A 12884-nucleotide genomic window follows, 5' to 3' on the forward strand; every position below is an offset into this window, starting at 1 on the left:
ATTTCTCCAGTCTGTTAATGTGTTTTTAGTCACTCTCATTATACAGGATTTGGGGAGGTGCTCTATTTTCTTGCTATTTTACCCTTAGAGCCGCAAGAGCTCAGAATTATGAAATTGATTCGATTAAGAAGGAATAAGTCGCAATTTATGGAATTTAAATATATCAAAAGGAGATTAGTATAATGAGTAAAAGTAAACCTGTAGAAGAGTTGTCAATGAAGGATTTTTAGAGAATCCTATATGGGAATGGGTAGTAAACGAAGAAGATAATGATGAACAAGATGAAACGTGGGTTAAACAGCAGGTACAAAATATTTAAACTGAAGAGTTAAATGACTCAATCGTTTCAGGAGAGCTAGCCACAAATAATATGATTAAATTCCCTATGATGTGTAGTTTAGATATTAATAACTGAGAGGGCACTATTAGTTCAATTGTTTATTATAATAAACAGGAAGATGAGTACTTTGCCATTGAAGAAATGGTTAAAAAATTAGAATTCCCAGTAAAAATTAGAATAGTACTCGCTATTCAGGGGAAAAGCGAAAATTTGATATCTACTGCCAATAAGATAGATATTTATAAAAACAATATAACTACAAGGCTATAAGTTTTATAGGCAGAAACCAGCTAAGAGAAGAAAATAATAAACATAGAAAAGGCTTAAAACATTTCTCCTCTTGAAATTCAAATACATATCATTAACCATTACCTTGTATCGTGTATTCTTTCAGAACAGTAGCTATATTTTCTTTATGACATCTTTTCGTAAAGTTTGAATTGAACGGCATTTCTAGTTCCAAAGCATTTAATCCCTCTAAATCTTCTGTCGTCACCGCTACAATTAATCGATCAAGATAATCTTCAGACATAGCAATTCTTTGTTTCATGACTTCTTCAATTTTCGTGAGTTGACCATGTCCAGGGATTAATACATGTACACTGTGCAAATCCAAAATCTGATACGCTTTCTGTAGTGTTGATTTGTATGCCTTCACACTATCAAATACAAAAGGAAGTTCAAAGTCTGATAGATAATCACCTGAAATCCATATGCCCATAGGTTCAATTACCGTAAATAACCCATCATGAGTGTGACCAGGAGATAAATAGAAGGTAATCGTTATATCGCCCAGGACAAGTTGTTGTCCATCTTCTTCGATCACGAAATCGATTGTAGGAAACTCAATTTCATAAGGTCTTTCAACGTAATATTCTCGATCAAAATTTTGGATTAGATTGAGATTGTACTGCTTATTGGGATGCTCCTGCATGCCCTTACTTGCAATTACCTTAGCACCTGGAAACGCATTGAACCCGATAATATGATCGAAATCCCCATGTGTAAATAACAAATACAATTCTTTGTCTTTTCGTATTTGTTCCACATATTCCTGAATCTCCTTAATTTCATGAGGAAGCCATGCAGGATCTGCAACTAGGATAAAATTCTTTGTCTCAACCACCGTACTTGTCGTCTGCCACAGCGCGCTCTGAAATACCGTTAAACCGTCTTTTTGATAAGTTATCATATCAATTCTCCTTCTATTAGAAATTCCAATTATCTAGTTGCCTTGTTAGGAGAGATCTTTACGTTTTTATATGTAAAGTAAACCATTCTTTTTATTATACCAAATTGGTTTATTATCTTTTTATTTTTCTTACAATTAGAAGTGCTCACATGATATTATTATTTCAGGTTTTACAATTTGATAGAAATATAGCATTGTGTGGTTTTTGTCATGTTCATTTCTGACGATAAAAAAAGGAACTATATTTTATTTAAGTACTACACCAGAATGGAGAAATGAACTTGTCATTTTTAGGAATTATATTTTTAGAAGTGATTGTGCCCATCCTTATTCTTTTGCTCATTGGCGCAATTTTACAAAGGAAATTTAACTTTGAATTAAAAGCTCTTTCAAATCTAGTTACGTATTGTTTCATGCCGGCAGCTGTTTTTATGAATATTTATAAAACAGATATTGATTTTCAAGTTCTTCTTGAAATTATTGGATACTTACTTATATTCAGCTTTTGTTTAATGATAGTCAGCTTATTAATAAGTAAAGTCCTGAAACTGGATAAAGGGGAAGCTGGAGTATTTAATAACAGTGTAGTGTTGATGAATTCTGGAAACTACGGAATTCCAGTTAGCCAATTAATATTTCAGGGAAATCCACTAGGGATATCTATTCAGATTATTATGGTTGTCTTCCAAAATATCATCACATTTACATATGGTCTATATAACTTAGTTTCTGCTACAAAGTCCGGGCTAGATATTTTGAGAGCACTTTTATTATTGCCCATCATTCATGCAATGATATTCGGCGGATTATTAAATGCATTTCATATCCCTATTCCTAAATTTCTTTTAATTCCGATGAATCAACTTTCCAATGCATTTATAGCTGTTGCGCTAATTTTATTAGGTGCACAGCTCGCAAAAATTCAATTTAGAACGATGATAAACAAGTTAATTGTTATGAGTAGCATCGGGAGACTAATTATCAGTCCTTGTATTGCGCTGATGCTGATTTATATCATGGGGCTCGACGGCGTTGTAGCTCAATCGCTATTTATTGCAAGTTCATTTCCAACTTCTCGAAATAGTGCAACCCTTGCTTTGGAGTATGATGTGTACCCAGAAGTAGCAGCCCAAACAGTATTGTTTACCACAATCTTAAGCAGTATCACGGTAACGCTTGTAGTGTATTTATCATCTATATTATTTGTTTACTAGAATTTGAGACTAATAAATGGAGGGTTATTATGAAAACGATTGGTCTAATAGGTGGGATGAGTTTTGAATCTTCAGTGGAATATTATCGGTTAATTAATGAGGAAGTGAAGAGCAAACTAGGTGGATTACATTCAGCAAAATGTATTTTATATAGTGTGGATTTTTATGAAATCCAACGATATCAAGCTGAAGGTGATTGGGAAAGTGCGGGAAATTTGTTAGGAGATGTTGCACTGATTTTGGAAAAAGCGGGAGCGGACTTTATACTACTCTGTACAAATACAATGCACAAAGTTGTAGAACTTGTTGAGAAAAAAATTACCATACCAATCCTACATATAGCTGATGCAACAGCGAATCAAATTAAAAAATCAGGGGTGAGCAAGGTTGGGTTACTAGGCACTAAATACACGATGGAACAAGACTTTTACAAATCAAGGATAGAGTCAAATGGTATTAGTGTTTTGGTTCCAAGTGCTGAGGAAAGAGATGGTGTAAATCGAGTCATTTTTGAAGAATTGGTGTTAGGGAATATTAAGCAATCATCAAGAGATTATTACAAACAGGTTATCCAACGCTTAATTGACAATGGGGCAGAAGGAATCATATTGGGTTGTACAGAAATAGGATTATTAGTTAAACAAGAAGATTCACAAGTCCCAATATTTGATACAACTGTCATACATGCGATTGCATCCGTGACTAAAGCATTGGAAGAAGATGATCTAAATTTAAAGTAAAAAACTGATCATTTTTCAGGATAAAACCGGCTAAATGGAAAATATTTCGCTAACTGCAATAAATCAAACTGATGGTAAATAAACCGCGAAGTAATGGAAATGAGCTTAGAAGGATATCTCCAAGCTCACAGGATAGATAGAATATAAGTGGTTTGAATTTATAGTGCCTTTGTTTTACTATTTATTTGTCTTCTTAATATCACTTCATCGACTAACCATTTTATTAAAGCAGCTTTTAAAATATATAAAGGAAGAGAATAAATATAGTGCCAATTTTCTATTCTATAAATGTCTAACCAAACAACAATGGGTTCAAAAACAAATGTAAATATGATTGCCATAACCGTGTTAGCAATAATAAACTTTTTCCATTTAGAAAAATACTGATATAAGAACATATGAAGAATAATTATGATGCCTTGGTCTATGGAAATTAATCTTGGCATCATAGTGAATAATTGATATGACCAGAGGTGTGCTTCTACGCCCAAATCATCCATCATCATAACTAGTACCATTAATAACGACCCGTATAACAGTATTTGGCTAATTCTGTTTTTGTCTACGTATCTCCACCAAATCATCCAAGGAACAATTAACAGGATTACAAGTAACCACCATTGAAAAGAAAACAAATCGTGATTAATCCAATACTCTAATTTCATATCAGCAAGTTCTTGATGGACATCACGTATTTGATCGTAAGTAGGATATTTTTCTGTCATATTCCACATCCTAGTATCTTGTTTTTTTTATAATCCATCTTCTAAATAACAGGTTTCACAATGTAAAGACATTTTAATCTTATTAAGAAAATTGTAATGCAACCAGTTTGTTTCATAAATAATAAAATGGACCAGTTCAGGGAACTAGCCCATGTCTTAAAAGATTAAAAAATTAGTTTTCATATAAAGGAGATTTTTCAAATGAGTAAAATCCGAGGAACACTATTAGAAACAATGCAAACTATAGAGAATGTAATTAACGAAAATCCAGAGCCAGTTTCATGAATTCAAATAGTATATCAATTCGATATTAAAGGTAAAGAAGAAGGAACTTATCAGCTGCATTTACAGGGTGGGCTGGCAAAAGTAAACGAGGGAGTAGACACTCCTGCAGATTGAACGCTTGTGATGTCATTAGAAAGCTTTCATAAGTTTTTGTCTGGTAACCTAAATGGAACAATGGCTTTCATGACAGGTAAATTAAAAATTAAAGGTGACATGACGAAAGCGTTAAAACTGGAATCTATTTTAAAGAAATATAACCTAAGTGAGTATGATGAGGAGTAACAACCATTTTAGTTTTTGAGATTTATTTGCCGCACGTCCATTTTTTACTTGTTTAGACATCCAGGTATCTAAGATATGGATGATGGCGTGCATTTTTGTTGAACTAAATTGTGTGGCTACCTAATAGAATCACAAAAAAGGGACATCCAATAAGATGTCCCTTACGTATCACTGTATTGAAAATTATTGATCTTTTGGTGGAACCACACAGCTATCATCTGAACAAAAGGCATCACTTGTACTGTCTAATGATAGATTCTTAAAGGTAGGTTTAGGATTCTCTTCTTCCCACACCTTTTGAAGTGCGCCAACGAATGTGTTTAGTGGTTGTGCACCTGAAATTGCATACTTTTGATTAACAATAAAGTAAGGCACACCAGAAACCCCGTATTGTTGAGCAATCCCTTCGTCCACTCGAACATCATTTGCATAGGCGGTTTTATCTTTCAAAACATCTAAAGCGTTCTCGCGATCTAACCCTGAAGCTTCAGCAATATCAGCAAGAACTTCTAAATCACTTATATTCTTAGAATCAGTAAAATAAGCAAGAAGTAGATTTTCCGTGACAGCTTTTTCTTTTTCCTGAACCTTTGCCCACTTTGCCAAACGATGGGCATCAAATGTGTTTGTTGGTTTCATCTCTTCAAAATTAAAAGATAAACCAATGCTACCAGCTTGTTGTCCTAGTCGTTCATTATTCTTTTTGGCTTCCTCAATACTCATCCCATATTTTGATGCAAGGACCTCATGAATGTTCTGTCCAGAATACAAGGGCGCATTGGAATCCAATTCAAAACTTTTGAACTCAACATCAACTTCGTTTTTATGTGGAAATTGGTCTAACGCCATTTCTAATCTACGTTTTCCAATATAACAAAAGGGACATACAAAATCAGACCAAACTTCAATTTTCATAAGAACACCTCTTTCCTTAAATATTTCCAATTGTAGCATGAACGTTTGGAGACTCAAAAATAGATGCTTAAGTAGTACTGGTAGCATCTAAGATGTTAATAAAATAATGGGAATAAATTGAACGCATTTGTTGTCGCACTAAACGAGGCAAATAAACATTAAAGTATGTAAGATAAGTTAAAAATTAATGTATTGGGGGATGTTATAAATTATAAAGTTGTTTTAATTAAGGAGAGATATTAATGAAGAAAGCATTATTTTTGGATCGTGACGGAGTAATAAATGAAGTACTAACGGATAGGGTGAAATTTGTAAATAAGCCACATGAGCTATACTTTTTACCAGGTGTTCCAGAAGCAATAAAAAAATTGAATCCTTTCTTTGATTTTGTGTTTGTAGTAACCAATCAAGGCGGCGTTGGACTGGGATTCATGAAGGAAGCTGAGCTCAATAAAATACATGACCATATGATTTCTGAATTAAAGAAGGAAGGGGCAACTATTCATGACGTGGCTTTTTGTCCTCATAAACCAAAAGCAGGCTGTGCCTGTCGCAAACCAAACAGCAAATTAATTTTAGATCTAAGTAAAAAGTATGATATTGATTTATCCCAGTCCTACATGGTAGGAGACACGGATACAGACATTATCGCAGGGAAGAAGGCAGGTACAAAAGGAGTATTCTTGGGTAAAAGTGACCCCCTTGCAGATGCTGTTTTCCCCGACCTAATAAGTGCTGCAGATTGGATTATAGAAGATACAACAGCGAAGTAGAACGGGGATCTCATTGGTTTCCGTTTAGTTTGTGTTTAGTTATGTGCAAGATCCAATTGCCAAACTTGACCGCATTAAAGTCCTTCAATCAGAGTAAAATCTCATGACATTGAGAAACCTATTTAACAGCAAATGTGTTTGTTGGTTTCATCTCTTCAAAATTAAAAGTTAAACCAATGCTTGCAGCTTGTAGTCCTAGTTCATTATTCTTTTTGGCTTGCTCAATACTCATCCCATACTTAGAAGCAAGGACCTCATGAATGCTCTTTCCAGAATACAAGGGCGCAATGGAATCCAATTCAAAACTTTTGAACTCAACATCAACTTTGTTTTTATGTGGAAATTAGTCCAACGCCATTTCTAATCTACGTTATCCAATATAACAAAAGAGACATACAAAATCAGACCAAGCTTCAATTTTCATAAGAACACCTCTTTCCATAAGTATTTCCAATTGTAGTATGAACGTTTGGAGACTCAAAAATAGATACTTATCATTGAACCGGTATACTAGGCACTAGCATCTAACAGACAAAGAAAAACGCTTGAATCTAAAAATGATTCAAACGTTGTCGTTTTACATCCATTCACTAATATAAAAGCGAAATTGTTTTCTCCACCAATCCCAGTCGTGATGTGAATCATATCCCCAAAAATCGATGCGAGCTGGAATCGATTTTTTTACCAGCAGGTTCTTTAATTGATGAGTTTCATTAATCATTTCCTGTTCGTAAGCACCCTGACCAACACAAATGACCAGTCGACTTTGTCTATATGCTTGTAGATAATTATCATCTTGCAAATCATTCAAGTAGGAAAGAGTGGAGTGGAAATAGACGTCATCGTCCATATGGTTTCCAAAGAAGTAACTCGTGGAAAATACACCACTGAGTGCTAGCAATCCATCAAAAGCGAAGGGATGACGGAAGAAAAAGTTTGCACTATGGAATGCGCCCATTGAACAGCCTGTTATCCATATCTTTTGATCGTCTCCATGATTGCTCATCTTACTTTTGTATAAAATTGATGGAACCAGTTCTTGGGCTATGTATTGATCATATTGCTTATGACGCGTTATTCGAGCACTGATATTCGGATGTTGAGAGAAAAATGTTTCTTCATCAATACCATCACACGTCCAAACCTGAATACGTCCCTCCTCGATAAAGTCTCTCAACTCTTCAATCATTCCGTTGTCTTCATATTGAAAAAAACGCCCGCAAGATGACGGGAACGTTAATATCGGCTTTCCTTTATGACCATAAACCTTGTATTCCATGTCTCTATTTAATGAATGACTCCATTCCTTATGATAGGAGATATGCAAGTTAATTCCTCATTTCCTCTTGAACATAAGAGACGATTGATTGTACCTTTTCTAAGGTATCTGCTCGAAATTGAAAAGCATAATTGCCCATTGCTTGGCTAAATACATCTTCAATTCGATTATGGTTAACAAGGTAAGGCGAAAAGATAGACAGTATGTCTTCGTGGCTATGGACATAGTGCTTATGATCTTTACGGCTTGCATAGGCGGTAAAGTATTTTCCTTTTTTAGGCGTGTCCACATGGTTATGGACAACCATATTGGCCCATTCTTTATAAACATCGATATCATACGTAAAATTAATTGCATCTGGCATCCAAGCGCCAGGAGGTCTCATATTTACTTCAAGTGCGTAGAGGTTCCCATTTTTTTTGGACTCAAATAATTCAATGTGAAAAAATCGTTCTTTTATGTCAAAAGCACGCAAAATACTCTGTCCTGCTATACTAACTTTTGTTGGGACTTCTTTTAAACAATAGTAGTGCAAATGGTCATTTGTATTTACGACCTTCATAATACTTTGGTCAAATAGGTGAGTGGCAGCTAATCGTACTACTCCATCACGGTCGATTAACCCATCATAAGTTAAAACGTTTCCATCAATAAATTCTTCTGCAATAAAATTGACTTCGGCTGGCTTGTGTTCAAAAAATTGGTCTAATTCACGTTCATTATTTATCTTAGAGGTCATGCTTGCACCAGCACCCAAATCGGGTTTAATTACGATGGGGTACCCAACAGTTTTAATGAAATTAAGCGATTTTGTAATATTAATATCCTTTACACTTCGAATCGTTGAGACATCGCATTTTTCAAAAAACTTTTTCATCTTGGATTTGTGTATGACATCGTATACTAAATCCAATTTTGTACCGAATATATTGAAATCGGTTCGAATTTTTGCTTCCAGTTCTAACCAATGGTCGTTAAGAGATTCAAATCGATCTATTTTTCCAAACTTATGAGTGAAGTAACCAACTGATTTCAGAACTTCATCGTAGTCTTCTAAATTTCTAATTTGAATGTAATCTGTTAAAGCTTCCTTCAGCTTATCGCCTAGCGCCTCATAAGCTGTATCACCAATTCCCAGGACGTTTGCGCCGCTATTTTTTAAATTGATACAAAAATAGGTGCTATTTTGAGGAAAGTGTGGCGAGAAGAAAATTATGTTCACTATAGTTCCTCCTAGATATTGTTTTTATATATAAATGTAATATATGAATATTCAGTAATCAAGTAGTTTTTATTTTTTAAAGATCTTTTGTGTACTGACTTTAGAATCAAGAGAGAAAAAACATAAAAAACACATCAACTATATTAATTTATAAATATCAAGGGTAGGATTGAAACCACAATAAATTCTACCGCTATGATGTTCCTTAAAACATTAACTTAAAATAAGTAATCTCCTTTTTTGTAGGTCAAAGTGAACAATTTAATTAAATAATAAACAGTAGAAATCGTGATGATACTTGCTATGATTATTTTCAATTCAGACCAGCCTTTAAATAGTAGGTACTTTCAACCAAACTAAATAGTGTGTCGTGTTTATAAAAATGGGAGAGTAGTTTCCATGAAACACCAAATCTATCATTGATCCATCCGAACTTTCTACTAAATGGATATGCATCTAAAGGCATTAATATTTCTCCACCTTGAGACAATTTCTCGAAAGCATGATCAATTTCGTCTTCAATTGAAGCCGTGCCCCACGGAAAGCGTCTATATTCATATGGTGTTATTTAACCGTTTTTAGTTCGAGTTTGGTAAAGAAGAGTATGAATACTGATTGTAGACAAACCAGACGCTCGAAGATACATTTCAGCCTAATCTGTGCTTTCTATAAGTTCTAAAAGGAATACTTTCTAATCTAATAATTGACCTCTTCTAGAACTTCCGATAATATAAAGATAATTAAACCGAATATACATCCCAAAGGGGAGTAGCTATACAGCAAAGTCGTCATTACGGGATTATATCCCCGGCTTTGTTGGCAACTTACAGTTGTTAGCGAGACCTTTGTCAGCAATTTTCTGGCAAAGGTCCTGATCCTTTTATGTTAAGAGGCCTTTACCATTATCGGTAGAGGTCTCTTTTGTTTTGGTTAATTATAAGATATATGCACAATGGTGAAAATTGCCAAGGAAAAAGTGTTGCCAGTGGCAATGAATGAAGTGAAGAGTTATAAGAAAAAATGAATAGGAGTGATAGCTATGCGTAAATTATTTATTATAGGTACAATATGGGGTTCTCTATTTTTGGGTGGTTGTAATGTATTAGAGGAAGTCAATAGTTCACTAGATTATGCCAATAAGGCAACGGAACATATTAATACTTGGAACGACTTTGGACAGAAGGCACCACAGTTAATCAAAGGAGCAGCAACTAATGAAGAGACCAAAGCTGAATTAGAAAAAGAACTTAATACATTGTTAGAGGAAATCAATAAATTTAATAACACGGAAGCACCGGCTATAGCGGAAAGTGTTCATCAGCAAATAGTTGAAAAAAATGAAGCGATAAAAGAAGTCATTGAAAATGCCATGGTAAATGGTGAGTTAGCAATAGAAAAATTAGAAAATTCTGAACTGATGAAGCTGATTAACGAAGTAACATCCTTAATGAATGTAGTGGAAAAATTAGGAGGTTAACTTTTTAAATCGTATATGTACTTTGAGGCTACAAAAATGCTCATCCTACAAGATTAGGATGAGCTTATATAAGTGGATAGTTTTAGTATCACTATTTTATTATTCCCTTGGGCTTTACATTATCTCCTCTACTGTACTGTCATGACTATCAACTGTGTACCAACCGCGTGTTGAGGTGTGACTACCATCTTCATGCTCAACTATATCGTATACGTGGACCGTAAAGTCTCCATTGTCTTCAATATGGTCAACCTCCACTATCGTATCTAATTCCTGACTTATTTCAAGATTATTCCTAACTATGGTAATCGCATCTTTCTCAGTCATTGTATATTCAGAAATGTCATTTCTATCAACTAAACGTTCTACATTAATACTGTTTACAATCCAATTATCATCTTTATGAGCGAGTTCATAGGTCATATTAACATGCCCTGTCTATCCGTTATTTCTTTCTTGAATTACCTGATATTTCTGTTGTTCTATTTTATCTAATGTAAATGATTGATCATAGGCTAACCAAGTAGGAGCATCCATTGCTTTCAGGAATAACTGACCATTTTCTTCTCTGAGATAGGTATCTGTATATCCCGTAGCCAGTTCCTTAGACATGGCTGAAGAAAAGTAAGCAACTATTTCATCTTTGGATTCATAGTTATTCATTTTGCCATTTTCCCCCGTGTTTTCTACAAGATTCACTTTAGATTTATCTAATGAAACTTGTTGATCATTTAGATTTTCGTCATTATTTTTACTTTCTTTATCATTTCTATCACCTAAACGTTCTACATCAATATTGTTTACAATCCAATTATCATCTTTATTAGCGAGTTCATAGGTCATATTAACATGCCCTGTCAATGCGTTATTTCTTTCTTGAATTACCTGATATTTCTGTTGTTCTATTTTATCTAATGTAAATGATTGATCATAGGCTAACCAAGTAGGAGCATCCATTGCTTTCAGGAATAACTGACCATTTTCTTCTCTAAAATAGGTATCTGTATAAGTACTGGCCAAACCCTTAGACATAGCTGAAGTAAAGTAAGCAACTATTTCACCTTTCGATCCATAATTTATAATTTTGCCATTTTCACCTGAATTTTCTACAAGGTCCATAAATGTATTTTTATAATCCCTCATAACTTGTTCAGCTTCAGATTTATCTAATGATGCTTGTTGTTCATTTATATTTTCGTCATTATTTTCTTTTTCATTATCCTTGTCTGTATTACCATCCTGCGTTTCAGAATTACTTTGATTATTATCTCCAGAATTCTCTTGCTCTGTAGGTGGCTCGGAACCTTCCTCAGTAGGAGAGCAAGCAGCTAAAAAAAATGAAGTAATAACAAATAACATTATTTTTTTCATAGTGCATCTCCTTTCATCTAGTTTCTATTACTTTTCCACAAACAAAACTGGATAAACCAATTATTTAAAAAATGGATACAGGAATATTTTCCATATATTATGAGTTCAAGATATAATGAATAGTATGAATTCGTTAAATAAATGAATGATTTATCATGCAACAACTAAATTGAATTCAGATACAGCAGAAATGTAATTCATAATAGAAAAGGGGGGTTCCATGGGAATTCTTAAGGTGTTAGTTGGATTGTTATTAGTTAGTTCTCTTTTTGCTGGTTGTGGTTTAGAAACAAAAACACTGCCAGAATTTTATGAGCGGGACCTTGATGATGTAAATAAGATTGTCATAATAGATGGAAGTACAGGGGATAGAAAAACAATCATAGATAATGTTGTCATAAATGAATTTTTAAGTGAAATCAAAGATATTAAGTTCATTCCCGAAAAAAATCAAGAAGGTAGAGTGGGTTGGAGATACTCAATTACTCTTTTTCATGACGAACAAACTTTTCAATTCGGGTTAACACAAATAAATGAAGATTATTATTATACGGAACCAGATATTCATCCGATTGTTGATAACTTCTATAGAGACCTTGATGTTGAAGAGGAATAGGAGTGAGTATCTTTAATACGTTTCATCTACGCTGAAGGATCGCTTAAAGCAATTAAAGGAGGGAAATCATGAAAAGTAAAAGGATGATTAGTTGGTCTTTCCTATTAATGAGTGTTTTTATTATTGTTGGTTGTTCAAATTACCAAGAAGACTTCACTTTTACAGGAATAATCGTTGAGAAACTTGTTGAGGATGAAATGTTAGTTATGAAAGAATATGGCGGAAGTGATGAAGGAAGAATAGATGGGAATATATATGAAATTCCAGTAGATAAAGTTGAAGGGTATAATGTCGGACAGAAACTTGAAATAACAGTCTTTTCGAATACGGATGCAGATGTTTGGGATTTAGACCATATGAAATTCGAAATAAGATCGATTGCTAACTAAGAGTTCTATTTACATATGTTCCACTAAAGGTACTGCTTTGTAAGATGGAAAGTTGATGCTTCAA

At 34.0% G+C, this 12884-nt stretch carries 14 protein-coding genes and 3 pseudogenes; 8 read left to right on the forward strand and 9 right to left on the reverse strand.

Going from position 1 to position 12884, the window contains the following annotated elements:
* Positions 1-182 precede the first annotated feature (182 nt).
* Positions 183-610, forward strand: a pseudogene (locus B371_RS24135) (hypothetical protein).
* 91 nt (positions 611-701) lie between these two features.
* Here B371_RS24135 and B371_RS0116140 read toward each other — a convergent pair.
* A complete protein-coding gene (locus B371_RS0116140) occupies positions 702-1532 on the reverse strand; it encodes an MBL fold metallo-hydrolase (RefSeq protein WP_019415346.1) in 831 nt (276 codons plus the stop codon).
* 281 nt (positions 1533-1813) lie between these two features.
* On the opposite strand from B371_RS0116140, the gene B371_RS0116145 reads away from it, so the two are divergent.
* Positions 1814-2746, forward strand: coding sequence for an AEC family transporter (locus tag B371_RS0116145; RefSeq protein ID WP_019415347.1), 933 nt, complete (start codon positions 1814-1816; stop codon positions 2744-2746).
* Between the two features lie 29 nt (positions 2747-2775).
* The gene (locus B371_RS0116150; RefSeq protein ID WP_019415348.1) at positions 2776-3486 is read left to right on the forward strand and encodes an aspartate/glutamate racemase family protein; all 711 of its coding nucleotides are present in this window, start codon (positions 2776-2778) and stop codon (positions 3484-3486) included.
* 158 nt (positions 3487-3644) lie between these two features.
* On the opposite strand, the gene B371_RS0116155 is transcribed toward B371_RS0116150, so the two are convergent.
* Entirely contained in the window at positions 3645-4211 is a 567-nt protein-coding gene (locus B371_RS0116155) for a CBO0543 family protein (protein WP_019415349.1), read from the reverse strand.
* A 408-nt stretch (positions 4212-4619) separates the two neighbouring features.
* Here B371_RS0116155 and B371_RS23040 point away from each other — a divergent pair, with 408 nt between their 5' ends.
* Positions 4620-4778, forward strand: coding sequence for an SCP2 sterol-binding domain-containing protein (locus tag B371_RS23040; protein ID WP_019415350.1), 159 nt, complete (start codon positions 4620-4622; stop codon positions 4776-4778).
* A 183-nt stretch (positions 4779-4961) separates the two neighbouring features.
* Here the strand turns inward: B371_RS23040 and B371_RS0116165 are convergent, their stop codons facing one another.
* Entirely contained in the window at positions 4962-5693 is a 732-nt protein-coding gene (locus B371_RS0116165; RefSeq protein ID WP_019415351.1) for a DsbA family oxidoreductase, read from the reverse strand.
* Between the two features lie 242 nt (positions 5694-5935).
* Between B371_RS0116165 and B371_RS0116170 the strand changes: the two genes are divergently transcribed.
* Positions 5936-6466, forward strand: coding sequence for an HAD-IIIA family hydrolase (locus B371_RS0116170; RefSeq protein ID WP_019415352.1), 531 nt, complete (start codon positions 5936-5938; stop codon positions 6464-6466).
* Positions 6467-6596: 130 nt separating this feature from the next.
* On the opposite strand, the pseudogene B371_RS21970 reads toward B371_RS0116170, so the two are convergent.
* From B371_RS21970 to B371_RS24140, 4 genes and pseudogenes are all read right to left on the reverse strand, one after another.
* Positions 6597-6824 (reverse strand): annotated as a pseudogene (locus tag B371_RS21970) (DsbA family oxidoreductase); the annotation flags it as partial.
* 219 nt (positions 6825-7043) lie between these two features.
* Positions 7044-7793, reverse strand: coding sequence for an esterase family protein (locus tag B371_RS0116180; RefSeq protein WP_019415354.1), 750 nt, complete (start codon positions 7791-7793; stop codon positions 7044-7046).
* Between the two features lies 1 nt (position 7794).
* Complete coding sequence (locus B371_RS0116185; RefSeq protein WP_019415355.1) at positions 7795-8967, reverse strand: acetyl-CoA carboxylase biotin carboxylase subunit family protein; 1173 nt, start codon at positions 8965-8967, stop codon at positions 7795-7797.
* 391 nt (positions 8968-9358) lie between these two features.
* Positions 9359-9499: pseudogene (locus tag B371_RS24140) on the reverse strand (VOC family protein); the annotation flags it as partial.
* Between the two features lie 507 nt (positions 9500-10006).
* Between B371_RS24140 and B371_RS0116195 the strand changes: the two are divergent.
* Entirely contained in the window at positions 10007-10444 is a 438-nt protein-coding gene (locus B371_RS0116195) for a DUF6376 family protein (RefSeq protein WP_019415357.1), read from the forward strand.
* Positions 10445-10558: 114 nt separating this feature from the next.
* On the opposite strand, the gene B371_RS0116200 is transcribed toward B371_RS0116195, so the two are convergent.
* Together B371_RS0116200 and B371_RS0116205 are read right to left on the reverse strand one after the other, a co-directional pair.
* Positions 10559-10867 carry a hypothetical protein gene (locus tag B371_RS0116200; RefSeq protein ID WP_019415358.1) on the reverse strand — a complete coding sequence of 103 codons (309 nt, stop codon included), beginning with the start codon at positions 10865-10867 and terminating at the stop codon, positions 10559-10561.
* A gap of 15 nt (positions 10868-10882) precedes the next feature.
* Positions 10883-11815, reverse strand: coding sequence for a hypothetical protein (locus B371_RS0116205; RefSeq protein ID WP_019415359.1), 933 nt, complete (start codon positions 11813-11815; stop codon positions 10883-10885).
* A 220-nt stretch (positions 11816-12035) separates the two neighbouring features.
* Between B371_RS0116205 and B371_RS0116210 the strand changes: the two genes are divergently transcribed.
* Positions 12036-12431, forward strand: coding sequence for a hypothetical protein (locus B371_RS0116210; protein WP_019415360.1), 396 nt, complete (start codon positions 12036-12038; stop codon positions 12429-12431).
* A 68-nt stretch (positions 12432-12499) separates the two neighbouring features.
* Positions 12500-12820, forward strand: a complete 321-nt coding sequence (locus B371_RS0116215; RefSeq protein WP_019415361.1) for a hypothetical protein — start codon at positions 12500-12502, stop codon at positions 12818-12820.
* The last annotated feature ends 64 nt before the right edge of the window (positions 12821-12884 follow it).

This window comes from Paenisporosarcina sp. TG20 (assembly GCF_000286315.1).
GTDB lineage: Bacteria > Bacillota > Bacilli > Bacillales_A > Planococcaceae > Paenisporosarcina.